This is a genomic window from Streptomyces xiamenensis (assembly GCF_000993785.3).
In the GTDB taxonomy this organism is placed as follows: Bacteria; Actinomycetota; Actinomycetes; order Streptomycetales; family Streptomycetaceae; genus Streptomyces; species Streptomyces xiamenensis.
This window is the reverse complement of record NZ_CP009922.3, coordinates 1,111,892-1,136,878: the sequence shown is the minus strand read 5'-3', so window position 1 is coordinate 1,136,878 and position 24,987 is coordinate 1,111,892. Positions and strand designations below refer to the sequence as shown.

The 24,987-nt window shown below is 72.0% G+C and carries 20 protein-coding genes; 16 read left to right on the top strand and 4 right to left on the bottom strand.

The window, feature by feature from the left end:
* Position 1: 1 nt before the first annotated feature.
* From SXIM_RS05080 to SXIM_RS05070, 3 genes are all read right to left on the bottom strand, one after another.
* Positions 2–1,333 (bottom strand): DUF58 domain-containing protein, encoded by a 1,332-nt coding sequence (locus SXIM_RS05080; RefSeq protein WP_043177955.1) that lies wholly within the window; start codon positions 1,331–1,333, stop codon positions 2–4.
* On the bottom strand, positions 1,333–2,325 hold the full coding sequence (locus SXIM_RS05075; protein WP_043177954.1) for an AAA family ATPase: 993 nt from the start codon (positions 2,323–2,325) through the stop codon (positions 1,333–1,335). Before SXIM_RS05075 ends, SXIM_RS05080 begins: the two co-directional genes overlap by 1 nt.
* A 135-nt stretch (positions 2,326–2,460) precedes the next feature.
* Positions 2,461–2,976, bottom strand: coding sequence for a beta-class carbonic anhydrase (locus SXIM_RS05070; protein ID WP_043177952.1), 516 nt, complete (start codon positions 2,974–2,976; stop codon positions 2,461–2,463).
* Positions 2,977–3,238: 262 nt separating this feature from the next.
* On the opposite strand from SXIM_RS05070, the gene rsmH reads away from it, so the two are divergent.
* The 16 genes from rsmH to SXIM_RS04990 all read left to right on the top strand — a co-directional run bounded on the left by rsmH (position 3,239) and on the right by SXIM_RS04990 (position 21,406).
* Positions 3,239–4,216, top strand: coding sequence for a 16S rRNA (cytosine(1402)-N(4))-methyltransferase RsmH (rsmH, locus tag SXIM_RS05065; protein ID WP_046723063.1), 978 nt, complete (start codon positions 3,239–3,241; stop codon positions 4,214–4,216).
* On the top strand, positions 4,213–4,845 hold the full coding sequence (gene ftsL / locus SXIM_RS27650; protein ID WP_053116085.1) for a cell division protein FtsL: 633 nt from the start codon (positions 4,213–4,215) through the stop codon (positions 4,843–4,845). The genes rsmH and ftsL overlap by 4 nt, the downstream gene beginning before the upstream one ends.
* A complete protein-coding gene (locus SXIM_RS05055) occupies positions 4,842–6,752 on the top strand; it encodes a peptidoglycan D,D-transpeptidase FtsI family protein (RefSeq protein WP_030734382.1) in 1,911 nt (636 codons plus the stop codon). Before ftsL ends, SXIM_RS05055 begins: the two co-directional genes overlap by 4 nt.
* Before the next feature lie 20 nt (positions 6,753–6,772).
* Positions 6,773–8,476, top strand: coding sequence for a UDP-N-acetylmuramoyl-L-alanyl-D-glutamate--2,6-diaminopimelate ligase (locus SXIM_RS05050; protein ID WP_046723062.1), 1,704 nt, complete (start codon positions 6,773–6,775; stop codon positions 8,474–8,476).
* Positions 8,473–9,912, top strand: a complete 1,440-nt coding sequence (locus SXIM_RS05045) for a UDP-N-acetylmuramoyl-tripeptide--D-alanyl-D-alanine ligase (RefSeq protein ID WP_046723059.1) — start codon at positions 8,473–8,475, stop codon at positions 9,910–9,912. Before SXIM_RS05050 ends, SXIM_RS05045 begins: the two co-directional genes overlap by 4 nt.
* A complete protein-coding gene (mraY, locus tag SXIM_RS05040) occupies positions 9,909–10,973 on the top strand; it encodes a phospho-N-acetylmuramoyl-pentapeptide-transferase (RefSeq protein ID WP_030734370.1) in 1,065 nt (354 codons plus the stop codon). Before SXIM_RS05045 ends, mraY begins: the two co-directional genes overlap by 4 nt.
* Positions 10,955–12,379, top strand: a complete 1,425-nt coding sequence (murD, locus tag SXIM_RS05035; RefSeq protein ID WP_174864308.1) for a UDP-N-acetylmuramoyl-L-alanine--D-glutamate ligase — start codon at positions 10,955–10,957, stop codon at positions 12,377–12,379. Before mraY ends, murD begins: the two co-directional genes overlap by 19 nt.
* Positions 12,380–12,765: 386 nt before the next feature.
* A complete protein-coding gene (ftsW, locus tag SXIM_RS05030; protein ID WP_030734334.1) occupies positions 12,766–14,106 on the top strand; it encodes a putative lipid II flippase FtsW in 1,341 nt (446 codons plus the stop codon).
* Between the two features lie 6 nt (positions 14,107–14,112).
* A complete protein-coding gene (murG, locus tag SXIM_RS05025; protein ID WP_030734331.1) occupies positions 14,113–15,204 on the top strand; it encodes an undecaprenyldiphospho-muramoylpentapeptide beta-N-acetylglucosaminyltransferase in 1,092 nt (363 codons plus the stop codon).
* A gap of 26 nt (positions 15,205–15,230) precedes the next feature.
* On the top strand, positions 15,231–16,034 hold the full coding sequence (locus SXIM_RS05020; protein WP_030734328.1) for a cell division protein FtsQ/DivIB: 804 nt from the start codon (positions 15,231–15,233) through the stop codon (positions 16,032–16,034).
* Between the two features lie 260 nt (positions 16,035–16,294).
* The gene (gene ftsZ / locus SXIM_RS05015; RefSeq protein ID WP_030734325.1) at positions 16,295–17,533 is read left to right on the top strand and encodes a cell division protein FtsZ; all 1,239 of its coding nucleotides are present in this window, start codon (positions 16,295–16,297) and stop codon (positions 17,531–17,533) included.
* Positions 17,534–17,563: 30 nt separating this feature from the next.
* Positions 17,564–18,280: a peptidoglycan editing factor PgeF gene (gene pgeF / locus SXIM_RS05010; RefSeq protein WP_046723055.1), complete on the top strand. Its 717-nt coding sequence runs from the start codon at positions 17,564–17,566 to the stop codon at positions 18,278–18,280.
* Positions 18,277–18,999, top strand: a complete 723-nt coding sequence (locus tag SXIM_RS05005; protein ID WP_030734318.1) for a YggS family pyridoxal phosphate-dependent enzyme — start codon at positions 18,277–18,279, stop codon at positions 18,997–18,999. Before pgeF ends, SXIM_RS05005 begins: the two co-directional genes overlap by 4 nt.
* A gap of 125 nt (positions 19,000–19,124) precedes the next feature.
* Positions 19,125–19,748 carry a cell division protein SepF gene (locus SXIM_RS05000; protein WP_030734315.1) on the top strand — a complete coding sequence of 208 codons (624 nt, stop codon included), beginning with the start codon at positions 19,125–19,127 and terminating at the stop codon, positions 19,746–19,748.
* A 70-nt stretch (positions 19,749–19,818) separates the two neighbouring features.
* Positions 19,819–20,103, top strand: coding sequence for a YggT family protein (locus tag SXIM_RS04995; protein ID WP_019433675.1), 285 nt, complete (start codon positions 19,819–19,821; stop codon positions 20,101–20,103).
* Between the two features lie 49 nt (positions 20,104–20,152).
* The gene (locus SXIM_RS04990) at positions 20,153–21,406 is read left to right on the top strand and encodes a DivIVA domain-containing protein (protein WP_046723054.1); all 1,254 of its coding nucleotides are present in this window, start codon (positions 20,153–20,155) and stop codon (positions 21,404–21,406) included.
* Between the two features lie 156 nt (positions 21,407–21,562).
* Here the strand turns inward: SXIM_RS04990 and ileS are convergent, their stop codons facing one another.
* Positions 21,563–24,706 carry an isoleucine--tRNA ligase gene (gene ileS, locus SXIM_RS04985; protein ID WP_030734307.1) on the bottom strand — a complete coding sequence of 1,048 codons (3,144 nt, stop codon included), beginning with the start codon at positions 24,704–24,706 and terminating at the stop codon, positions 21,563–21,565.
* Positions 24,707–24,987: the final 281 nt, after the last annotated feature.

The following is a 24,987-nucleotide window of genomic DNA, read 5'->3' as shown; positions in this document are numbered from 1 at the left end:
CTCACAGCCCCCTGTACGCGCCGGCTCGTTCCCCGTCGGCCTGCTGCCACACCTGCGCCAGCGGCACCCCGGGGTGCAGCGGCAGCGCGGCCCAGCCGCTCTCCCGCAACTGCCCCAGCGCCCCGGCCTCCACCGCCGGGTCCAGCTGGCCCGCCGCCACGAAGGCGACCCCCCCGGACGCCCGCTGCCGCAACCGCGCCAGCTGGGCGATCGCCGCCGCGTCCGGCGCGCCGAGAAAGGCGATCAGCAATCCGGTCTCGGTGCCGGCCAGCGCGGCCAGCGCACCGTCGAGATCCGACCTGGGGGCGGATACGGCCTGGGTGTCGGTCACCAGGTCCAGCGGCCCGGGCAGGGGGGAGTGGTCCAGGACCGCCAGGGCGTCCATCATCAGGCCCATCGTCTCCGCGCTGTCCGCCACCTGCTGGTCGGGCGCCGGGACCAGATGACCCGTGTCGGTCACCAGCCGCACCTGGTAGCCGCGTTCGGCCAGGTGCGAGATCACCGAGGCGGCCCCGGAGACCGCCCGCTCGAAGGGCGCCTGCGGCCCCGAACCCGCGTAACCCGAACGCCGCGTGTCCAGCAGCACGGTGCACTGGGCGCGCGGCGGCTGTTCCTCGCGGCGCACCATGAGCGTGCCCCGGTGCGCGGTGGACCGCCAGTGCACCCGGCGCAGATCGTCCCCGTACCGGTAGTCGCGGGGAATGATGTCCTCCTCGCCGGTCACCGCCATGGACCGCTGCCCGCTCTCGCCCTGCCCGCCCGAGGCGCCGCCCAGCCGTACGGCCGGCAGCCGCTCGATGTGCGGCAGCACAGTCATCACGTCGTACGCGTCGAAGGAGCGGTGCAGTTCGACCATGCCGAACGGGTCGGCCAGCCGCAGCTCCAGCGGCCCCAGCGGATAGCGCCCGCGCTGGTCGGAACGGACCCGGTAGCTGACCTCGCGCTGACCGCCAGGCTCGATCCGGTCCAGCACGAACCGCGGCCGGGGCCCCAGCACGTACGGCACCCGGTCCTGGAGCATCAGCTGACCGCTGGGCAGCCGGAACCAGTTGTCCACCCGCAGATGCACCCGGGACTCGCCGCCGGCCGGCACCCGCGCGGGGGACAGCCGGCGCGAGGCCGAGACCCGGTTGCGGGTGAGGTACAGCACCAGGACGCACACCACCGGCAGCGCCGCGAGCAGCGCGCCGACCCGCAGCAGATCCGGCTGGCCCAGCAGATAGGCGCACACCGAGGCGGCGGCGCCGGCGGCCAGGAACGACCGCCCGCGCGTCGTCAGGCCGCCGAAGGCCGCCCGCAGCGGCCCGCGCCCGTCCCCGTCGCCGCCGGGCATCAGTAGCCCCGGTGCTGCGGGGCGCCGTACGGGGAGGGCACCGCCGTACGGTGCACGATCTCGGTGACGATGTGCTCCGAGGTACGCCGGTTCAGCTGCGCCTGGGCGGTGGGCAGCAGCCGGTGCGCCAGCACCGGAACGGCCAGCGCCTGCACGTCGTCGGGCAGCACGTAGCCGCGCCCGCACAGCGCGGCGGACGCCTTGGCGGCCCGCAGCAGTTGCAGGGTGGCGCGCGGCGAGGCACCAAGACGCAGCTCGGCGTGGGTGCGGGTGGCGATCACCAGGTCCACCGCGTACCGGCGGACCGCGTCCGAGACATGGATCTCGCGCACCGCCTCGATCAGCTTCACCACGTCCTGGGCGCTCGCCACCGGCTGGAGCGCGTCCAGCGGGGAGTAGCCGCCGTGCGACTGCAGCATCCGCAGCTCGGCCTCGGGGTCCGGATAGCCCACCGAGACCCGGGCCATGAAGCGGTCGCGCTGCGCCTCGGGCAGCGGATAGGTGCCCTCCATCTCCACCGGGTTCTGGGTGGCGATCACCATGAACGGGTCGGGCAGCGGATAGGTGCGGCCGTCCGCGGTGACCTGGCGCTCCTCCATCGCCTCCAGCAGCGCCGACTGGGTCTTGGGCGAGGCGCGGTTGATCTCGTCGCCGATCATGATCTGGGCGAACACCGCGCCCGGCTTGAACTCGAATTCCCTGGTCTGCTGGTCGTAGACGCTGATCCCGGTGATGTCCGAGGGCAGCAGGTCCGGGGTGAACTGCACCCGCCGCACCGTGCAGTCGATGGCCCGGGCCAGCGACTTGGCGAGCATGGTCTTGCCCACCCCGGGCACGTCCTCCAGGAGCAGGTGCCCCTCGGCCAGGAGCACGGTCAAGGAGATGCGTACGACCTCCGGCTTGCCCTCGATCACGCGCTCCACGGCGCGGCGCACCTGCTCCGCCGTGGCGCTCAGATCGGTGAGCTTCGTCTGCTCCTCATAGGTCGTCAACCGGCCCTCCTCGGCCCGCACTGCTGTCTCGGTCCCCACCCTGAACGGCGCGGACGCTGCCGGATACGACGACACCGGAAACGTGCCGGGAGGTCGCCCTCCGGCAGCCATTCTTCACGCCCCCGGTCCCGGCCGTCACCGGCCGGCGGTGTCCTGCGGGTCGATCTCGCGGAGCAGACCCGAGGTCACGTCGAACACAAATCCGCGTACGTCATCAGTGTGCAAGAGGAACGGCGAGGTCCGCACGCGTGCCATCGACTGGCGTACGTCCTGGTCCAGATCGGTGAACGACTCGACGGCCCAGCTCGGCTTCTGACCCACTTCCAGCTCCAGCTCGTGCCGGAACTCCTCGGTGAGTTGCAGCAGGCCACAGCCGGTGTGGTGGATGAGGACGACGGAACGGGTGCCGAGACCGCGCTGAGAGATGGTCAGCGAGCGGATGATGTCCTCGGTGACCACGCCGCCCGCGTTGCGGATCGTGTGACAGTCGCCCAGATCCAGGCCGAGCGCGGCGTGCAGATCGAGACGGGCGTCCATGCAGGCGACAATCGCCACTTTCCGCACGGGGCGGGCGTCCATCCCGGGATCGGTGAACGTCGTGGCGTACTGCTGATTGGCTGAGACCAATTCATCTGTGACCGATTTTGCCATGCCCCGACGGTATTACGTGGCGCCCGCTCACGGATACCGGAGCCCGTCCGTGAGACCGGACGTCACAGCGGAAACGTGTCACACCCGCCCCCCGGGGGTGACCGGAGTCACCCCGGGAAGCGCACGGCCGAAACACGAACACACACCCCGAACCTCAATGATTGACCCACCAGGCGTGTGGACTAAGGTGACGCGCACCGGGAGGCGGGCCGGGCCGCCAGAGCCACCGTCTTCGTACCGCACCGCTCACCTCGGAAGGCGCATGACCACCAGCAACGACCGGCCCCCGCACACCCGGCACCGCCCGGTCATGCTCCAGCGCTGCCTCGACCTGCTCGCGCCCGCGCTCGACGCGCCCGGCGCCACCGTCGTGGACTGCACCCTGGGCCTGGGCGGCCACAGCGAGGCGCTGCTCGGTGCCTTCCCGCAGGTCCGGCTCATCGGCCTGGACCGCGACACGCGCGCCCTGGAGCTGGCCGGCGCCCGGCTCGCCCCGTACGGCGACCGCGCCACCCTGGTGCACGCGGTGTACGACGAACTCCCCGCCGTCCTCGCCCGGCTCGGCACCCCGCGGGTCGCCGGCATCCTCTTCGACCTGGGCGTCTCCTCCATGCAGCTGGACGAGGCCGATCGCGGCTTCGCCTACTCCCAGGACGCCCCGCTGGACATGCGGATGGACCAGACCACCGGGCTCAGCGCCGCCGAGGTACTGAACACCTATCCGCCCGGTGAACTCGTCCGCATCCTGCGCGCCTACGGCGAGGAGAAGTTCGCCCGCAAGATCGTCGAGGCCGTCGTCGCCGAACGGGCGAAGCAGCCGCTGACCTCCAGCGCCCGCCTGGTCACCCTCATCCGCGACGCCCTGCCGCAGGCCGCCAAGCGCACCGGTGGCAACCCGGCCAAGCGCACCTTCCAGGCGCTGCGCATCGAGGTCAACGGCGAGCTGTCCGTCCTGGAGCGCGCCATGCCCGCCGCCGTCGACGCCCTGGCGGTCGGCGGCCGGATCGCGGTGCTCTCCTACCACTCGCTGGAGGACCGCCTGGTCAAGCGGGTGCTGGCGGACGGCGCCCGCAGCACGGCCCCGGCCGGTCTGCCCGTGGTCCCCGAGGAGTACCAGCCACGGCTGAAGCTGCTCACCCGGGGCGCCGAACTGCCCACCGACGAGGAGATCGCCGAGAACAAGCGGGCCGCACCCGCCCGGTTGCGCGGCGCCGAGCGGGTGCGGGAGCGGGTGCGGTGAGCCCGAAACGGCGCGAGCCGGGCCCGCAGACCCGCATCGCCCGGCTGACGGGTCTGGTGCCGGCGGGCCGCGGCTCCGCCGCCCGTACGCCGTTCGTGCTGCTGATCGTCCTGCTGCTGGGCGCCGGGATGCTGGCCCTGCTGCTGCTGAACGCCTCGCTCAACCAGGGCTCCTTCGAACTGAGCGAGCTCCGCCGGCACACCCAGGAACTCACCGACGAACAGCAGGCGCTGCAGGCCGAGGTGGACGCCTTCTCGGCGCCCGGCGCGCTGTCCGAACGTGCCCGTGAACTGGGCCTCGTCCCGGCCGGCCCGCCCGCCTTCCTGGACCGCGACGGCACCGTGACCGGCGAGCCCTCCCCGGCCCCGGAACCGCCACCGGACCCCGAGGAGTCCGACACCACGGACGGTACGAACGGCACGGACGGTACGGACCCGGCGGACACCCCGGAGACCCCGGAGACCCCGCAGGACCCGGACACCCCGGACGGGACCGACCCGACGGACGAGAGCGGCCCGGCGGACGCCGGACCGGACGGCAGCGAGGACGGCGCCGCGGCCGGAACACCGGACACGGACCCGGTGGACCCCGCCGACCCGGTGGCGCCCGAGGAGGAGACGGACCAGTGAGCGGATCGGCCGGCAACCGCGGCGGGGGAACCCGGCCCCCCGCCCCCCGTCGCCCCCGGAAGCCCGGCGGCTCCCGCGGCGGCCACCCCCGCCCCGCCACCGTGCGCCCCAGGCTGCGGCTCGTCAGCCTCGGCCTCGCCCTCGTCATGGTGGCCTTCACCGTGCGGCTGCTCCAGGTCCAGGCCGTGGACGCCGCCACCTACACCGACAAGGCCGCCGTCAACCGCTACGTCACCGTGCCGCTCGCCGCCCAGCGCGGCGACATCACCGACCGCAACGGCACCGCGCTGGCCACCACCGTCGACGCGTACGACATCACCGCCGACCCCTTCCTGTTCACCGAGGAACAGACGGGCGTCCCCGACGCCCCCGCCCAGGCCGCCGCCCTGCTCGCCCCCATCCTCGACCGCGACGAGGACACCCTGACCGCCCTGCTGTCCGAGCCGGACTCCCGGTACGCCGTGCTCGCCCGCAAGCAGACCCCGCAGATCTGGCGGCAGATCAAGGACCTGCGCGGCAACCTCAGCGAGGCCGCGGCCAAGGGCACCGGCGACCAGGTGCTCTCCGGCGTCTTCGCCGAGAAGAACGCCAAGCGCGTCTACCCGGGCGGTGACCTGGCCGCGGCCACCCTCGGCTTCGTCAACGCCGAGGGTGTCGGCGGCGGTGGCCTGGAGGCCCAGCTCAACACCGCGCTGGCCGGCGAGGACGGCACCATCACCTACGCCCAGTCGGGTGGCCGCCGGGTGCCCACCGCCGGTTCCCAGGAGCAGCCCGCCGTCCCGGGCACCGACATCGAGCTGACCATCGACCGCGACATCCAGTGGGCCGCGCAGAACGCCATCAGCCGGCAGGTCGAGGAGTCCAAGGCCGACGACGGCTACGTCATCGTCCAGGACAACACCACCGGCGAGATCCTCGCGCTGGCCGGGGCCCCCGGCTACGATCCCAACGATCTTTCCTCGGTCACCAGCAGCGACGTCCTGCGCAACGCCGCCCTGCTGGACGCCTACGAGCCGGGCTCCACCCTCAAGGTCGCCACCATGGCCGCCGTCCTCGAGGAGGGCGTCGCCACTCCCGGCACCCACGTCACGGTCCCCAACCGGCTGCCGCGCGCCGACCGCAACTTCGCCGACGACCACGACCACGAGACGTACTACCTCACCCTGGCCGGCGTGCTCGCCCGGTCCAGCAACATCGGCACCATCCTCGCCGCCGAGGAACTGGGCGACACCCAGCCCGAGGCGAACGAGGTCCTGCACTCCTACCTCACCCGCTTCGGCTTCGGACAGCCCACCGGGCTCGGCTTCCCCGGCGAGACCTCCGGCATCCTCGCCGCCCCCGGGGACTGGAACACCTCCCAGCAGTACACGATCCCCTTCGGCCAGGGCATGTCCGTCAACGCTGTCCAGGCCGCCTCGGTGTACTCCACCGTCGCCAACGGCGGCGAGCGCATCGCCCCCACCCTGATCCGCGGCTACACCGGCCCCGACGGCACCTACGAGCCCTCCCCCGAGCCCGCCCGCGAACGGGTGATCAGCGAGGAGACGGCGGCCACGCTCGGCGAAATACTGGAGACCGTCGTCACCGCCCCCGAGGGCACCGGCAGCGCCGCCCAGATCCCCGGCTACCGGGTGGCGGGCAAGACCGGTACCTCCAACCGGGTGGATCCGCTCACCGGCCGCTACTCCGGCTACACCGCGTCGTTCGCGGGCTTCGCGCCCGCCGACAACCCCCGCATCACGGTCTACTGCGCCGTGCAGAACCCCACCAAAGGCAGTTACAACGGCAGCAAGGTGTGCGGACCGGTCTTCAACGAGGTCATGGACTTCTCCCTGAAGGCGCTCCAGGTCCCGCCCACCGGCACGGACTTTCCGGGCCTTCCCGTCACGTTCGACCCCAACGACTGACCGAAGCGGAGAGCAAGCACGTGAGAACGATCACCGAGGGCGAAGGAAACGCCCCGCTGGGCGCGGCATCCGGCCGCACCTCACTTCGCGGCACCCCCACCACGCCGGGTACGCTCACCGCCGTGCCCCACGCTGATCTCACCCCGTCGGCGCCGCCCCGCCCGGCACGGGTCTCCCCCGTACCGCTGGCGCAGCTGGCCGGGCTGCTGGGGGTCGCCGAACCCGCCGCCGCGCACGCCGGTACCGCCGTCACCGGCATCACCCACGACTCGCGCGCCGCCCTCCCGGGTGACATCTACGCCGCGCTGCCCGGCGCCCGCTTCCACGGCGCCGACTTCTGCGCCCAGGCCGCGAGCCGCGGCGCGGTGGCCGTACTCACCGATCCCACCGGCGTCGAACGCGCCGCCGCCGCCGGGCTGCCCGTCCTCACGGTCCTCGACCCCCGCACCCGGATGGGTCAGCTGGCCGCCACCATTTACGGCGAGCCAGGCGCCGGGCTGCTGAAGATCGGCATCACCGGCACCTCCGGCAAGACCACCACCGCCTACCTGGTGGAAGGCGGGCTACGGGCCGCGGCCAAGGAGGGCGAGCCGACCGGGCTGATCGGCACGGTCGAGACCCGCATCGGGGACCAGCGGGTGAAGTCCGAGCGCACCACCCCGGAGGCCACCGAGCTGCAGGGACTGTTCGCCGTGATGCGCGAACGCGGGGTGACCTCGCTCGCCATGGAGGTCTCCAGCCACGCGCTGGTGATGGGCCGGGTGGACGGCGTCGTCTTCGACGTGGCGGTCTTCAACAACCTCAGCCCCGAGCACCTCGACTTCCACCCCGACATGGCCGACTACTACGCCGCCAAGGCGCAGCTGTTCACCAAGGCCAGGGCCCAGGCCGGGGTCGTCAACATCGACGACGAGTACGGCCGCCGCCTCGCCGGTGAGGCCGAGATCCCGATCACCACCTTCTCCGCCGAGGGCCACCCGGACGCCGACTGGCGCGCCGGGGACGTCACCCTGGGCCCGCTCGGCTCCACCTTCACCGCCATCGGGCCCGGCGGGGTACGGGTGTCCGCCACCGCGCCGCTGCCCGGCCCGTTCAACGTCGCCAACACCCTCGGTGCCATCGCCGCCCTGGCCGTGGCCGGTATCGACCCGGTCACCGCGGCCGGCGGTATCGCCACCGTCCCCGGCGTCCCGGGGCGCCTGGAGCGGGTGGACGCAGGGCAGCCCTACCTCGCCGTCGTGGACTACGCGCACAAGCCGGACGCCGTCGAATCGGTGCTGTACGCCCTGCGCAAGGTCACCGAGGGCAAGGTGCACGCCGTGCTGGGCTGCGGCGGCGACCGCGACCCGCACAAGCGGCCCGCCATGGGCGCCGCGCTCGCCCGGCTCGCCGACACCGCCGTGCTCACCTCCGACAACCCGCGCTCCGAGGACCCGCTGGCCATCCTCGCCGCGATGCTCGCCGGCGCCGCCGAGGTGCCCGTTCACGAGCGCGGCACCGTTCTCCTGGAGGAGGACCGCGCCGCCGCCATCGCCCTGGCCGTCGCTCGCGCCGAGGCCGGCGACACCGTCCTGGTGGCCGGCAAGGGCCACGAGCTGGGCCAGGACATCGCCGGAGTCATCCGGCCCTTCGACGACCGAACCGAACTGCGTGCCGCCATCGAGCGGGCCGCGGTTGCCCATCCGCCCTCACGCCACAACGCCACGCGAGGCCCACTGAAGTGATCCCTCTTCCCGTTGCTGAGCTCGTCACGGTCGTACGGGGCACCCCGCACGACATACCGGAGCCGCCACCTCCCGTCACCGGGCCCGTGGTCATCGACTCCAGGGAGGCCGTCCCCGGCGCCCTGTTCGCCGCCCTGCCGGGCGACCGCGTCGACGGCCACGACTTCGCCGACCGGGCGGTCGCCGCCGGCGCGGCCGTCGTCCTGGCCACCCGCCGCCTCGGCGCCGGGGTGCCCACGGTCGTGGTCGACGACGTCACCGAAGCGCTGGGTGCCCTCGCCCAGCACACGGTGCGCCGGCTCGGTACCCCGGTCATCGCCCTCACCGGCTCCTCCGGCAAGACGAGTACCAAGGACCTCACCGCCCAGCTGCTGGAGCGCGTGGGCCCCACGGTCTACACCGCCGAATCGTTCAACAACGAGATCGGCCTGCCGCTGACCGCGCTGCGCCTGACCGGGGAAACCCGTCATCTCCTGCTGGAGATGGGCGCCCGCGGGATCGGCCACATCCGCTATCTCACGACGCTGGCCCCGCCCACCATCGGCATGGTGCTGAACGTGGGCACCGCCCACCTGGGCGAGTTCGGCAGCCGGGAGGCGATCGCGCGGGCCAAGGGCGAGATCGTCGAAGGGCTGCCGCCGGCCGAGGAGGGCGGGGTGGCGATTCTCAACGCCGACGACCCCCTGGTGCGCGCGATGAGCGAGCGCACCCGCGCCCGTACCGTGTTCTTCGGGGAGGCCGAAGAGGCGGACATCCGCGCCGAAGACGTCCATCTGACCCCTCAGGGACGCCCCGCGTTCCGCCTCAAGACCCCCACCGGGTACGCCGACGTGACCATGCGGTTGTACGGTGAGCACCATGTGTCGAACGCGCTTGCCGCTGCGGCTGTTGCGCATGAGGTAGGCATGTCCGCTGCGGAGATCGCTCAAACGCTTTCCGCCGCGGGCCCGCTCTCGAAGTGGCGGATGGAGGTCACCGAGCGAGCGGACGGCGTGACGATCGTCAACGACGCCTACAACGCCAACCCGGATTCCATGCGGGCCGCCCTGCGCGCACTCGCCGCCATGGGCGGCGCCGCCGGAGCCGGGGGAGGCCGTACGTGGGCGGTGCTCGGCGCCATGGCCGAGCTGGGGGACGACGCGCTCGCCGAGCACGACGCCGTCGGACGGCTCGCCGTCCGGCTCAACGTCAGCAAGCTTGTGTCCGTGGGCGGTCAAGAGGCCGCCTGGCTGGACATGGGCGCCAAGAACGAGGGTTCGTGGGGTGAGGAGTCGGTGCACGTGTCCGACGCTTCGGCAGCGGTGGAGCTGCTGCGCGGTCAGTTGCGGCCGGGAGATGTGGTGTTGGTGAAGGCGTCCAGGTCGGTGGGCCTGGAGCAGGTCGCCATCGCACTGGCCGGCGACGTCGACGGCGTTGGTGAGGTCGCCGCCCGATGAGGCAGATCCTCTTCTCCGGTGCCATCGGGCTGTTCCTCACCCTGATCGGCACCCCGCTCCTGATCAAGCTGCTCGCCCGCAAGGGCTACGGCCAGTTCATCCGGGACGACGGCCCGCGCGGCCACGCCGGCAAGCGTGGCACCCCCACCATGGGCGGTATCGCGTTCATCCTGGCCACCCTGATCGCGTACGCCGCGACCAAGATCATGACCAGCTCCGCGCCCACCGTCACCGGGCTGCTGGTGCTGTTCCTGTTCGCCGGGATGGGCCTGGTCGGCTTCCTCGACGACTACATCAAGATCGTCAAGCAGCGCTCGCTCGGTCTGCGGGCCGGCGCCAAGATGCTCGGCCAGTTCTTCGTCGGTATCGCCTTCGCGATCCTCGCGCTGAACTTCTCCGACTCGCGCGGCCTGACCCCCGGCTCCACGCACCTGTCCTTCACCCAGGACTTCGGCTGGTCCATCGGCCCGGTGCTGTTCGTGCTGTGGGCGCTGTTCATGATCCTGGCGATGTCCAACGGCGTGAACCTGACCGACGGCCTGGACGGCCTGGCCACCGGTGCCTCGGTGATGGTCTTCGGCGCCTATGTCTTCATCGGCGTGTGGCAGTACGGCCAGACCTGCGCCAACGAGCTGACCGCCGGGGCCACCTGTTACGAGGTGCGCGACCCGCTGGACACCGCCGTGGTCGCCGCCGCCATGATGGGCGCCCTGTTCGGCTTCCTGTGGTGGAACACCTCGCCCGCCAAGATCTTCATGGGCGACACCGGCTCGCTGGCCCTGGGCGGCGCCCTGGCCGGTCTGGCCATCGTCTCCCGCACCCAGCTGCTGGTGGCCCTGCTGGGCGGTCTGTTCGTCCTGATCACCATGTCCGTGGTGATCCAGGTCGGCTCCTTCCGGCTCACCGGACGCCGGGTGTTCAAGATGGCACCGCTCCAGCACCACTTCGAACTGAAGGGGTGGAGCGAGGTTCTGGTCGTGGTCCGATTCTGGATCATCCAGGGCATCTGCGTGATTGTCGGTATCGGAGTCTTCTACGGCGGATGGGTGGCGGACTGGTGAGCGAGTTCTCCGGGCAGCGGATCACCGTCGCCGGACTCGGCGTGAGCGGCATCTCCGCTGCCCGCGCCCTGGCCGGCCTCGGCGCCCGCGTCACGGTGGTCGACGGCGGCGACGGCGAGCGGCAGCGCGGCGCCGCCGCCGAGCTGGAACGGGCCCACACCGGCATCACGGTGCGGCTCGGCGACGGCGCCACCCTCCCGGAGGGCACGGACCTGGTGGTCACCTCGCCCGGCTGGCGGCCGGACAGCGCGCTGTTCGCCGCCGCCGGGTCGGCCGGGGTCGAGGTCGTCGGCGACGTCGAGATCGCCTGGCGGCTGCGCGGCCCCGACGCCCCGCCGTGGCTGGCCGTCACCGGCACCAACGGCAAGACCACCACCGTACAAATGCTCGCCGCCATCCTCACGGCGGCGGGCCTGCGCACGGCGGCGGTCGGCAACATCGGCACCCCGATCATCGACGTGGTGCTCTCCGGCGAGCCGTACGACGTGCTCGCCGTCGAACTCTCCAGCTACCAGCTGCACTGGGCGCCCTCGGTGCGCCCGCACTCGGCGGCAGTGCTCAACCTCGCCCCCGACCACCTCGACTGGCACGGCTCGATGGCCGGCTACGCCGCCGACAAGGGCCGGATCTACGAGGGCAACACCGTCGCCTGCGTCTACAACGCGGCCGACCCCGCCACCGAGGACCTGGTCCGCGAGGCGGACGTGGTCGAGGGCTGCCGCGCCATCGGCTTCACCCTGGGGACCCCGGGGCCCTCCCAGCTGGGCGTGGTGGACGGCGTCCTGGTCGACCGCGCCTTCATCCCCCAGCGCCACCGGCAGGCCCAGGAGCTGGCCGAGGTCACCGATGTGACCCCGGCCGCCCCGCACAACATCGCCAACGCGCTGGCGGCGGCGGCCCTGGCCCGCGCCTACGGCGTCGAACCCAGGGCGGTACGGGACGGGCTGCGCGCCTTCACCCCCGACGCGCACCGCATCGCGCACGTCGCGGACGTGGCGGGCGTCTCCTACGTGAACGACTCGAAGGCCACCAACACCCACGCCGCCCAGGCCTCGCTGGCCGCCTACGAGTCCATCGTGTGGATCGCCGGCGGCCTGGCCAAGGGCGCCACCTTCGACGACCTGGTCAAGACGGCCGCCGGCCGGCTGCGCGGCGCCGTACTGATCGGCGCCGACCGGCAGCTGATCGCCGACGCCCTGGCGCGACACGCGCCGGATGTCCCGGTCGTCGGCCTCGACCGGACCGACACTGAAGCGATGGCCGCCGCCGTACGGGAGGCGACCGCGCTCGCCCGCCCCGGTGACACCGTCCTGATGGCCCCGGCCTGTGCGTCGATGGACATGTTCACCAACTACAACGAGCGCGGCGAGGCGTTCGCGGCGGCCGTCGCGGACCTGACCGACTGACCCCGCCACCTCCGGCCGCCGGCGGGACACCGAGGAGGGGACGGAGCGATGACGCCCTGCCTGCCGTCGAGGGCGGAGCACAGGCCCCCCGGACACCGGCCGGCCACCACCCGCCGGGAGACCGCCGCCCACCCGCGCCCCGCTCTCCCGGCACCGGCCGCGCGGCCGGTGCCGTACCGCCGTGTTGCGACGGCCGCCGGTGCGGCCATGATGTTCCGTCCAGGTGCCGCAGAGCGGTGGGGGAGAGCGTGAGACGTACGGGTGCTGATGGGTCAGGTGGCCGGCGCTGGCTGCCGGCGGCCGTGCTGCCCGCCGTGGCACCGGCCGGTGCCGAGGGGCTCGTGCTGCGCGAGGCGCGCGGCCGGACGCCGTCGGCCCGGGGAAAGGTGGCCCCGGCCCCGCGCCGGTCCCCGGCCGCCGTGTCCCGGACGAAGTCCGCGCCCGCCGCGACCGGGAAGCGTGCCCCCAGGCCGCCTTCACGGCCCTCCAGAGCGCCGCGCACGCCGCGCTTCGTGCGCCGCCTCCGGCGCACCTGGGACCGGCCGCTGACGGCCTATTACGTGCTGCTCGGCACCGGGCTGCTGTTGGCCTTCCTCGGCCTGGTGATGGTCTTCTCGGCCTCCCAGATCCAGGCGTTGCGCTGGGGGCTGCCCGCCACGTACTACTTCCACAAGCAACTGCTGGCCTTCGCCGGCGGCGCGGTGCTGCTCATCCTCGCCATGCGGATGCCGGTCAGGCTGCTGCGCGCGCTGACCTATCCGTTCCTCGCCGTCACCGTCGGCCTGCTCGTCCTCGTCCAGGTGCCCGGCATCGGCGTCGAGGTGAACGGCAACACCAACTGGCTCGATCTGGTGGGCGGGTTCCGCCTCCAGCCCAGCGAGTTCGCCAAACTCGCCCTGGTGCTGTGGGGCGCCGATCTGCTCGCGCGCAAGGGGGACAGGGCGCTGCTCGGCCAGATCCGGCACCTGCTCATCCCGCTGATCCCGGGCGCGCTGCTCGTCTACGGCCTGGTGATGCTGGGCGGCGACATGGGCACCGTGGTCATCCTCACGATGATCCTGTTCGCCCTGCTGTGGCTGGCCGGCGCCCCCACCCGGCTGTTCACCGGTGTGCTGGCCACCGCCGCCGGTCTCGCGGCGCTGTTCATGGCCGCCGCCCCGCACCGCATGGACCGGCTCGCCTGCGTCGGCGCCACCGAGCCGGGCGACGGAGACCGCTGCTGGCAGGCCGTGCACGGCATCTACGCCCTCGCCAGCGGCGGCTGGTTCGGCTCGGGGCTGGGCGCCAGTGTGGAGAAATGGGGTGAACTCCCCGAGCCCCACACGGACTTCATCTTCGCCATCACGGGGGAGGAGCTCGGTCTTGCGGGGACGCTGTCGGTGCTCGGTCTCTTCGCGGCTCTAGGCTATGCGGGTATCCGCGTGGCCGGACGCACGGAGGACCCCTTCGTGAGGTATGCCGCGGGCGGGGTGACAGCCTGGATCATGACCCAGGTCGTGGTGAACATCGGCGCGGTGCTGGGACTGCTTCCCATCGCCGGGGTGCCCCTCCCGCTGTTCTCGTACGGGGGGTCCGCCCTGCTGTCCACCATGTTCGCGGTCGGGCTGCTGATCGCTTTCGCGCGCAGCGACCCCGCCGCCGGGGCGGCCCTGGCCATGCGGAAACCTGGGCTCATTGGTAAGTCGATGAGACGGCGCGCGAAGAAGGCGCCGTCCGGAGAGCGGTGAAATTCGGTGCATGTTGTACTCGCCGGCGGGGGGACCGCCGGTCACATCGAGCCCGCGCTCGCCCTCGCGGACGCCCTGCGCAGGCAGGACCCGACCGTGGGGATCACGGCCCTCGGCACGGAGCGCGGCCTGGAGACCAGGCTGGTGCCCGAGCGCGGCTACGAACTCGGCCTGATCCCGGCCGTACCGCTGCCCCGCAAGCCGACCCCCGAGCTGATCACCGTCCCCGGGCGGCTGCGCGGAACGGTCAAGGCCGCCGAGGAGATCCTGGAGCGCACCAAGGCGGACTGCGTGGTGGGCTTCGGCGGCTACGTGGCCCTGCCGGGCTACCTGGCCGCCAAGCGGCAGCGGGTGCCGATCGTGGTCCACGAGGCCAACGCGCGTCCCGGACTCGCCAACAAGATCGGCGCCCGGTACACGAAGTTCGTCGCCGTCTCCACTCCGGACAGCAAGCTGCGGCACGCCCGCTACGTGGGCATCCCGCTGCGCCGTTCGATCGCGACCCTGGACCGGATGGCGGTACGGGCCGAGGCGCGCGCCGCGTTCGGGCTCGACCCCAATCTGCCCACCCTGCTGGTGTCGGGGGGTTCGCAGGGCGCGCGGCGCCTGAACGAGGTCGTCCAGGCCTCGGTGACGGTCCTTCAGCGCTCCGGCGTGCAGATCCTGCACGCGGTCGGTCCGAAGAACGACCTGCCGCAGGTGGAGACGATGCCCGGGATGCCGCCGTACGTCCCGGTACCGTATGTGGACCGCATGGACCTCGCGTACGCGGCGGCCGACATGATGCTGTGCCGCGCGGGCGCGATGACCGTCGCCGAACTGTCGGCCGTCGGGCTGCCCGCCGCCTACGTCCCGCTGCCGATCGGCAACGGCGAACAGCGGCTGAACGCCCAGCCGCTGGTGAAGGCCGGCGGTGGACTGATCGTGGACGACGCGGAGCTGACGCCGGAGTGGGTCAAGGGCAACGTCCTGCCGGTGCTGACCGATCCGGGTCGGCTGCTGGCGATGTCCAGGGCGGCCAGTGAGTTCGGCCGGCCGGACGCCGACGATCTGCTCGTCGGCATGGTGCACGAGGCGATCGCGGCCCGCAAGGCATAGCGGGCGGCTGAGGAAGGCGAGGGAGCGTGGCCGGAGCCGGCAGCGTCGCCCAGCGGCGACAGGTGAAGGCACCGCCCGGGGGCGGGCAGCGCCCGCCGGGCCGCCGGCTGCTGCCGCGCTCCCGGATCCTGCCGGCGCTGCTGCTGGTGGCGGCCGTCGGGCTGGCCGGCTTCGGCGCCTGGGCGCTGTACGGCTCGCAGTGGCTGCGCATCGAGAAGGTGTCGGTGAGCTGGGAGCCGGAGAGCCGACGGGAACTGACCGGCGATCAGGTGCTGTCGGTGGCCGCGGTTCCGCTGGGTGCGCCGATGGCCTCGCTGGACAAGGAGGCGATCGAGGCGCGGCTGCTCGCCGAACTGCCCCGGCTGAAGTCGGTGCGGGTGGTCCGCGCCTGGCCGCACGGGGTGGGTCTGAAACTGACCGAGCGCGAGCCGCAGGCCCAGCTGCCGGCGCCCGGCGGCTACGCCGAGGTGGACGACGAGGGCGTGCGGTTCGCGGAGATCGCCGAGCCGCTGCCCTCCGTACCGCTGCTGGAGCTGGACATGGAGGACAGCCCCAGCGCCCGCCGGTTCGGTGAGGAGCGCACGCTGCGCGACGCGGTGGCGGTGGCGTCGGCGCTGCCCGGGCCGCTGGCCGGGGAGACCTCGGTGATCCGGATCGTGTCCTACGACGCCATCACCCTTGAACTATCAGATGATCGCACCGTGCGCTGGGGGAGTCCGGAGGACTCCCCGGCGAAGGCGGAAGCGCTGACCATACTGATGAAAGCGGCCCCGGACGCCCGGCACTTCGATGTGAGCGTGCCCAGCGCCCCCGCCGCGTCGGGGGGTTGACGATGGATACCTGGTTCGCCGCACCAAGCGTGATCACATAGGGTGAAAAGAAAAACGGGAGGTTCGGCGTGTTCGTTGAACGCGTACCACATGTCGACTTAGTGTCCGTTCCGAGCAATCCAAGGAACGACCAGCACAGCTAACCCTAAACTTGAGCGTTAGGGTCGGGTCGGCTTTCCCAAACCGTCCCATCGGTATCCTTCGGCGCACCGCTGCATCCGCGGAGCGGCGATACGTAATCGAGGCGAGAGGCCTTCGACGTGGCAGCACCGCAGAACTACCTCGCAGTCATCAAGGTCGTCGGTATCGGCGGCGGTGGCGTCAACGCCATCAACCGGATGATCGAGGTCGGTCTCAAAGGCGTCGAGTTCATCGCGATCAACACCGATGCGCAGGCGCTGCTGATGAGCGACGCCGACGTCAAACTCGACGTCGGCCGTGAGCTCACCCGTGGCCTGGGCGCCGGAGCCGACCCGGAGGTGGGCCGCAAGGCCGCCGAGGATCACCGCGAGGAGATCGAGGAGGTCCTCAAGGGGGCCGACATGGTCTTCGTCACCGCGGGCGAGGGCGGCGGCACCGGCACCGGCGGCGCGCCGGTGGTCGCGAACATCGCCCGTACCCTCGGCGCCCTGACCATCGGCGTGGTCACCCGGCCCTTCACCTTCGAGGGCCGCCGCCGCGCCAACCAGGCCGAGGACGGCATCGCCCAGCTGCGCGACGAGGTCGACACCCTCATCGTCATCCCCAACGACCGCCTGCTGTCCATCTCGGACCGCCAGGTCAGCGTCCTGGACGCCTTCAAGTCCGCGGACCAGGTGCTGCTGTCGGGTGTGCAGGGCATCACCGACCTCATCACCACCCCCGGTCTGATCAACCTGGACTTCGCCGACGTCAAGTCCGTGATGTCGGAGGCCGGCTCCGCCCTGATGGGCATCGGCTCGGCGCGCGGCGACGACCGCGCGGTGGCCGCCGCCGAGATGGCGATCTCCTCCCCGCTGCTGGAAGCCTCCATCGACGGGGCACGCGGGGTGCTGCTGTCCATCTCCGGCGGTTCCGACCTCGGTCTGTTCGAGATCAACGAGGCCGCCCAGCTGGTGAGCGAGGCCGCCCACCCCGAGGCCAACATCATCTTCGGCGCGGTCATCGACGACGCGCTGGGCGACGAGGTCCGGGTCACCGTCATCGCGGCCGGCTTCGACGGCGGCCAGCCGCCGGCCCGCAGCCGGGACCGGGTGCTCGGTTCGTACAGCGCCAAGGAGGAGTCGCCGGCGCCGGCGGCCAAGGACCGCGGCACGGACGGCGACAGTGAGCGCCCCTCCTTCGGCGGGCTCGGCACGCTGCCCTCCCGTGAGCCGGCCGAGCGTGAGGCGCCCGCGGTCACCGAGCCGGTCGCCGAGCGGCCCGAGACGCCGGCCTCGCTCAGCCCCCAGGTGCCCTCGGCCCGCCCGTACGACGGCGGTCAGGCCGAGGAGCTCGACGTCCCCGATTTCCTCAAGTGATCCTTTGCTGACGTGATAGACCGACAGAGCATGGCGAGCGGCGCGCATTTCGCCTTCACCGACCGGTGGGGCGGGGTGAGCGCCGCTCCGTATGACACGCTCAATCTGGGCGGCGCGGTCGGTGACGACAGCGCCGCCGTCGAGGCCAACCGGGCGCGCGCGGCGGCCGATCTGGGTCTTGACCCGGCCGCGGTGTGCTGGATGACGCAGGTGCACGGCCGGGAGGTCGCGGTCGCCGAGGGCCCGTGGCCCGGTGGACTGGCCCCCCGCGCGGACGGGGTGGTGACCGCCCGGCGCGGTCTGGCCCTCGCGGTGCTCACCGCCGACTGCACCCCCGTTCTGCTGGCCGACGCCACCGCCGGAGTGGTCGGCGCGGCGCACGCCGGGCGGCCGGGGCTCGCCCTCGGGGTGGTGCCGGCCACCGTCGAGGCGATGGTGGCGCTGGGTGCCGAGCCGGAGCGGATCACCGCCAGGACCGGACCCGCGGTGTGCGGCCCCTGTTACGAGGTGCCGGCCGCGATGCGTGACGAGGTCGAGGCCGCGGTGCCGGGCAGTGGCTGCTTCACCCGGGGCGGTACTCCCGGGATCGACATCGGTGAGGGCGTGCGCCGGCAGCTGGCGGGCGCCGGGGTCACCGACTTCCTGCTCTCCCCGGTGTGCACGCTGGAGTCCGCCGACCACTACTCCTACCGCCGGGACCGGACCACCGGACGGCAGGCCAGCTATGTATGGGTGTCCCCCCTATGAGTGAGCGCGAGCAGGAACTGAGGTCGGGGCTCGCCCGGGTGGAGGAGCGCATTGTCCGCGCGTGTGGTGCGGCGGGGCGCGCGCGGGAGGACGTCACGCTGGTGGTGGTGACCAAGACCTACCCGGTGGAGGATGTGCGGCTGCTGGCGGGCCTGGGAATCCGGCATTTCGCGGAAAACCGGGACCAAGAGGCGGCACAGAAGGCGGCGGCCTGCGCGGATCTTTCACTGAACTGGCACTTTGTGGGTCAGTTGCAGACCAATAAGGTCCGCTCGGTGGCCGGATATGCCGATTATGTGCATTCGGTGGATCGGCTGCGGCTGGTCGGCGCGCTCTCCTCGGCGGTGGCCGCCGCCGGGCGCCCGCCGTTGCGGGTACTGGTTCAGGTCGCCCTGGAGAAGGAATCCGGACAGGGCGCCGGCCGGGGCGGGGTAGCGCCGGAGGGCGTGGAGGAGTTGGCGCACGCGGTGGCGGACGCCCCCGGCCTGGAGCTCGCCGGACTCATGACGGTCGCCCCGCTGAGTGGGGCGTACGCCGGGCGCCCGGCGTACGCCTTTGAACGGCTGTGGGAAATCTCAAGGGACCTGCGCGCCACGCATCCTGCTGCCACCATGGTTTCGGCGGGTATGAGCGCCGACCTGGAGGAGGCGATCGGGGCGGGGGCGACACACGTACGCGTCGGCAGTGCGGTACTCGGAGTCCGCCCCGCCCTCGGGTAACGTCGCCAAACGAGTCGGAACACTGCCGAAAATATGGTCATTCCCGATACATTCGGGCACAGTGACGTGGATTGACGGCCCATCCGGGGCGGTGCCGATCCACCAGAGAGCGGAGGATCCAGTCGATGGCTGGCGCGATGCGCAAGATGGCGGTCTACCTCGGCCTCGTGGAGGACGACGGCTACGACCGCCCGGGGTACGGCCCCGACGACGATTTCGAACCCGAGCCCGAGCCGGAGCGCGCACGGCGCCAGCAGGCGCACGAACCGCCGCCCCGGGAGCGGGTGGAGGAGCCGGTGCGGGCGGTGCATCCGCCGGCCCAGCGGGAGAGTGAACCGGCCCCGGCGCCCCTCCTGTCGGAAAACAGACGACCTGGGAGGATCGCTCCCGTGTCTTCCATCACATCCGAACGACCCCACGTCGAGAAGAGCGCACCGGTGATCATGCCCAAGGTCGTGTCCGAGCGGGAGCCGTATCGCATCACCACGCTGCACCCGCGCACCTACAACGAAGCCCGTACGATCGGGGAACACTTCCGCGAGGGAACCCCGGTGATCATGAACCTCACGGAGATGGACGACACGGACGCGAAGCGACTTGTCGACTTTGCCGCTGGCTTGGTCTTCGGTCTGCATGGCAGCATCGAGCGCGTGACGCAGAAGGTCTTCCTTCTGTCGCCTGCTAACGTCGATGTAACGGCGGAGGACAAGGCCCGGATCGCTGAGGGCGGGTTCTTCAACCAGAGCTGACACGACAGCAACCGGACGAGAGCGAACCCGGCCAACCGGCCGGGCAGGGCAGGGGAGAGGGACACCCAGGATGGGCATCGTACGAGACGTGATCCTGATCGCCTTGTATTGCGTCCTCGGACTTCTGCTCTTCCGGCTGGTGATGGACTACGTCTTCATGTTCGCGCGCTCATGGCAGCCCGGACGGGCGATGGTCGTCGCCCTGGAGGCCACCTACACTGTCACCGATCCGCCGCTGAAGGCGCTGCGAAAGGTGATTCCTCCGCTGCGCTTCGGGGGTGTGGCGCTTGATCTGTCCTTCTTCGTACTCATGATCATCGTCTACATCCTGATCAACGTCGTGGCCGGGCTGTGAACGAGTACGGTCTTGCCGATATGCTGACGAAATACGTTGAGGTGAAGAGATGCCGTTGACCCCCGAGGACGTGCGGAACAAGCAGTTCACCACTGTCCGTCTCCGCGAAGGCTATGACGAGGACGAGGTCGACGCCTTCCTCGACGAGGTCGAGGCAGAGCTGACCCGGCTGCTGCGGGAGAACGAGGACCTGCGCGCCAAACTCGCGGCCGCCACCCGCGCCGCCGCCCAGAACCAGCAGAACATGCGCAAGCCGGAGCCCCAGGAACGCCCCGGGCCCGGTGGCCCCGGCGGGCCCGGTGGCCCGCCGGCCATATCCGGTCCGCAATCCGGCCCCCAGCAACAGCAGATGGGCGGCCCGCCCCAGCTGCCGGGGCCCGGTGGTCCGATGGGTCCGGGTGGTCCCGGTGGTCCCGGTCAGATGCAGCAGCACCAGCAGATGGGCGGCCCCGGCCCGATGGGTCACGGCCCCGGCCCCGGTGGACCGATGGGTCCCGGTGGCCCCAACCCGCTGGGCGGCCCCGGTGGTCCCGGTGGTCCCGGTCAGATGCAGCAGCACCAGCAGATGGGCGGCCCCGGCCCGATGGGCCACGGCCCCGGCCCCGGCGGCCCCGGCCCGATGCAGCAGCCCGGCGGCAACGAGAGCGCTGCCCGTGTGCTCTCCCTCGCGCAGCAGACCGCCGACCAGGCGATCGCGGAGGCCCGTTCCGAGGCCAACAAGATCGTCGGTGAGGCGCGCAGCCGTGCCGAGGGTCTGGAGCGGGACGCCCGTGCCAAGGCCGACGCGCTGGAGCGGGACGCCCAGGAGAAGCACCGGGTCGCGATGGGCTCCCTGGAGTCCGCCCGCGCCACCCTGGAGCGCAAGGTCGAGGACCTGCGCGGCTTCGAGCGGGAGTACCGCACGCGACTGAAGTCGTACCTGGAGAGCCAGCTGCGTCAGCTGGAGAGCCAGTCCGACGACTCGCTCGCCCCGCCGCGCACCCCGGCGGCCGCTTCGCTGCCGCCATCCCCGCAGCCCTCGCTGGCCTCGGCCGGCGCGCCGTCCGGCCCGGGCGGCGGCATGGGCGGCGGACACCAGTCCATGGGTGGTCAGCAGCAGATGGGCGGCCCCGGTCACAACGGCACCCACGGCGGCCACCCCGGTGGCGGTCACGCGGGTCCGCCGTCCTACGGCGGCCAGCAGGGGATGTCCCCGGCGATGACCCAGCCGATGGCGCCGGTCCGCCCGGCCGGCCCGCAGCCGGTCCAGCAGCAGGCCCCGTCCCCGATGCGCGGATTCCTGATCGACGAGGACGACAACTGACGGCGCCCACCACGGCGTAACGCGTCGGCATATCACCAACGAGGCCGGGCCCGGACATCTTGTCCGGGCCCGGCCTCGTTGCCGTGTGCGCGGGGGAGCGATCAGGTCGGTGTGCCGGGCGGGCCACCCGGCCCGCCCGGCACACTCCCCGTGCCGCTACACCCGGCGCAGGTGGAAGGTGAGGGTCAGATCCTCGTCGCTGAAGGCCGGGCCGAAGGCGTCGGTGGCCTCGCCCTCCGCGAAGTCCGTGGCCAGCACCTCCGTGGAGATCAGCGCCTGGTGGTCCGCCAGGGCGCGGCTCACCTCCGGGTCGGTGGCCGCCCAGCGCACCGCGATCCGGTCGGTGACCTCCAGGCCGCTGTTCTTGCGGGCCTCCTGCACCAGCCGGATGATGTCCCGGGCGATGCCCGCCCGGCGCAGCTCCGGAGTGATCTCCAGGTCCAGCGCCACGGTCGCGCCGGTGTCCGAGGCCACCGACCAGCCCTCGCGGGGCGTTTCGGTGATGATGACCTCTTCCGGGGTGAGGGCGATCCGCTCGCCCTCCACCTCGACCGCGGCCGTGCCGGCCCGCAGCGCCGCCGACAACTCGGTGGCGTCCGCCGCCGCGATGGCCTGCGCGACCGGCTGGGTGCGCTTGCCGAAGCGGCGCCCCAGCGCCCGGAAGTTGGCCTTCGCGGTGGTGTCCACCAGCGAGCCGCCCATCTCGGAGAGCGCGGCCAGCCCGGTGACGTTCAACTCGTCGGCGATCTGCTCCCGCAGGTCCTCGCCGAGCAGTTCGAAGCCCTGCGCCGCGACCAGCGCCCGGGACAGCGGCTGCCGGGTCTTCACCCCGGACTCGGCGCGGGTGGCCCGGCCCAGCTCCACCAGGCGGCGCACCAGCAGCATGTCCTGCGACAGATCCGCGTCCACCCGGGACGGGTCGGAGTCCGGCCAGTCGGCCAGGTGTACCGAATCGGGGGCGCCGGGGGTCACCGGCACCACCAGGTCCTGCCAGACCCGTTCGGTGATGAACGGCACCAGCGGGGCCATCAGCCGGGTCACGGTCTCCAGCACCTCGTGCAGGGTGCGCAGCGCGGCCGGCTCGCCCTGCCAGAAACGGCGGCGGGAGCGGCGCACGTACCAGTTGGACAGATCGTCGACGAACGTCGAGATCAGCTTGCCGGCCCGCTGGGTGTCGTAGGTGTCCATGGCCTTGGTGACCATTTCGACCAGGGCGTTCAGCTCGCTGAGCAGCCAGCGGTCCAGCAGCGGCCGGTCGGCCGGCGCCGGGTCGCCTGCGGCCGGGGCCCAGGACGCGGCGCGCGCGTACAGGGACTGGAAGGCGACGGTGTTCCAGTAGGTGAGCAGTGTCTTGCGCACCACCTCCTGGATGGTGCCGTGGCCCACCCGGCGGGCCGCCCACGGGGAGCCGCCCGCCGCCATGAACCAGCGCACCGCGTCCGCGCCGTGCTGGTCCATCAGCGGGATGGGCTCCAGGGTGTTGCCCAGGTGCTTGGACATCTTGCGGCCGTCCTCGGCCAGGATGTGGCCCAGGCAGACGACGTTCTCGTAGGAGTTCTTGTCGAAGACCAGGGTGCCCACGGCCATCAGGGTGTAGAACCAGCCCCGGGTCTGGTCGATGGCCTCGGCGATGTACTGGGCCGGGTAGTGCTTCTCGAACTCCTCGCGGTTGCGGTGCGGGTAGCCCCACTGCGCGAACGGCATGGCGCCCGAGTCGTACCAGCCGTCGATGACCTCCGGGACCCGGGTGGCGGTGAGCGAGCAGCCCTCGGCCGTGCAGGGGAAGGTGATCTCGTCGATGTACGGGCGGTGCGGGTCCAGCCCCGACTGGTCGGTGCCGGTCAGCTCGCTCAGCTCGGCGAGCGAGCCGACACAGGTGCGGTGGTCCTCGGCGCAGCGCCAGATGGGCAGCGGGGTGCCCCAGTAGCGGTTGCGGGACAGCGCCCAGTCGATGTTGTTGTTGAGCCAGTCGCCGAAGCGGCCGTGCTTGACGGACTCCGGGTGCCAGGTCGTGTTCTCGTTCTCCCGCAGCAGGGCGTCCTTGACCTGGGTGGTGCGGATGTACCAGGACGGCTGTGCGTAGTAGAGCAGCGGGGTGTGGCAGCGCCAGCAGTGCGGGTAGCTGTGCTCGTAGGCCAGGTGCTTGAAGAGCAGACCGCGCTCGCGCAGGTCGGCGGTGAGCGCCTCGTCGGCCTTCTTGAAGAACTGGCCGCCGACCAGCGGGACCTCCTCGGCGAAGGTGCCGTCCGGGCGGACCGGGTTGACGACCGGCAGGCCGTACGCGCGCCCGACCCGCAGGTCGTCCTCGCCGAAGGCGGGCGACTGGTGGACCAGACCGGTGCCGTCCTCGGTGGTGACGTAGGTGTCGTTGACGATGTAGTGGGCGGCCTCGTCGAAGGGGACCAGCTCGAAGGGGCGCTGATAGGTCCAGCGTTCCATCTCGGCGCCGGTGAAGGTCTCGCCGGTGGCCCGCCAGCCCTCGCCCAGGGCGGTGCTCAGCAGTGCCTCGGCGACGACCAGCCGCTCGGCGCCGTCGGTGGCCACGGCGTAGGTGACCTCGGGGTGGGCGGCGACGGCGGTGTTGGAGACCAGGGTCCAGGGGGTGGTGGTCCACACCAGCAGGGCCGCCTGTCCGGCGAGCGGGCCGGAGGTGAGCGGCATCCGGACGTAGACGGAGGGGTCGACGACCGTCTCGTAGCCCTGGGCCAGCTCGTGGTCGGACAGGCCGGTGCCGCAGCGCGGGCACCAGGGCGCGACCCGGTGGTCCTGGGTGAGCAGACCCTTGTTGAAGATCTCCTTGAGCGACCACCACACGGACTCGATGTACTGCGGGTCCATGGTGCGGTAGGCGTCGTCGAGATCCACCCAGTAGCCCATGCGCGTGGTCAGCTCGGAGAAGGCGTCCGTGTGCCGGGTGACCGACTCGCGGCACTTGGCGTTGAACGCCGCGATGCCGTACGCCTCGATGTCCTGCTTGCCGGTGAAGCCCAGCTCCTTCTCCACCGCCAGCTCCACGGGCAGGCCGTGGCAGTCCCAGCCGGCCTTGCGGCTGACGTGGTAGCCGCGCATGGTGCGGTAGCGGGGAAAGGCGTCCTTGAAGACCCGCGCCTCGATGTGGTGGGCTCCCGGCATGCCGTTGGCGGTGGGCGGGCCCTCGTAGAACACCCACTCCGGGCGCCCCTGGGACTGCTCCAGGGTGCGGTTGAACGTCTTGTTCTCGCGCCAGAAGTCGAGGACCGCGTGTTCGAGCGCGGGCAGATCGACTTGGGCCGGCACGGGGCGGTACTGCGTCATCGGCATTCCTCCGGCGGACACACTGATCTCCGTCGGAGGGACGAGAGCCCGGCTCGGGCGCCCGCGGTACCACCCTCCTTGGCCGGGGCGCGGTGCTGACCGCCTCCTCGGCCCCCTCATTGGGCCGCGATGCCGGCTCTACTCACCCACCGGGACACAGCTGGTCCCGGTGTGGCTTTCCTCCGGCGGCTCCGGGGTGATCTTCGCGCCGCGCACGCCCCCGGGCTCGCACCGTCCCCGGGTCGCTCCTGGCTGCCGGACGGCGCTACTCGTCCCCATCCATGCCT

Excerpts from the sequence above, each read along its gene's own strand:
- SXIM_RS05005 (WP_030734318.1), top strand. The coding sequence starts at position 18,277 with ATGAGTGAGCGCGAGCAGGAACTGAGGTCGGGGCTCGCCCGGGTGGAG.
- SXIM_RS05080 (WP_043177955.1), bottom strand. The coding sequence starts at position 1,333 with ATGCCCGGCGGCGACGGGGACGGGCGCGGGCCGCTGCGGGCGGCCTTC.
- murD (WP_174864308.1), top strand. The coding sequence starts at position 10,955 with ATGGGTGGCGGACTGGTGAGCGAGTTCTCCGGGCAGCGGATCACCGTC.
- SXIM_RS04990 (WP_046723054.1), top strand. The coding sequence starts at position 20,153 with ATGCCGTTGACCCCCGAGGACGTGCGGAACAAGCAGTTCACCACTGTC.
- mraY (WP_030734370.1), top strand. The coding sequence starts at position 9,909 with ATGAGGCAGATCCTCTTCTCCGGTGCCATCGGGCTGTTCCTCACCCTG.
- SXIM_RS05070 (WP_043177952.1), bottom strand. The coding sequence starts at position 2,976 with ATGGCAAAATCGGTCACAGATGAATTGGTCTCAGCCAATCAGCAGTAC.
- SXIM_RS04995 (WP_019433675.1), top strand. The coding sequence starts at position 19,819 with ATGGGCATCGTACGAGACGTGATCCTGATCGCCTTGTATTGCGTCCTC.
- ileS (WP_030734307.1), bottom strand. The coding sequence starts at position 24,706 with ATGCCGATGACGCAGTACCGCCCCGTGCCGGCCCAAGTCGATCTGCCC.
- SXIM_RS05000 (WP_030734315.1), top strand. The coding sequence starts at position 19,125 with ATGGCTGGCGCGATGCGCAAGATGGCGGTCTACCTCGGCCTCGTGGAG.
- rsmH (WP_046723063.1), top strand. The coding sequence starts at position 3,239 with ATGACCACCAGCAACGACCGGCCCCCGCACACCCGGCACCGCCCGGTC.
- pgeF (WP_046723055.1), top strand. The coding sequence starts at position 17,564 with ATGGCGAGCGGCGCGCATTTCGCCTTCACCGACCGGTGGGGCGGGGTG.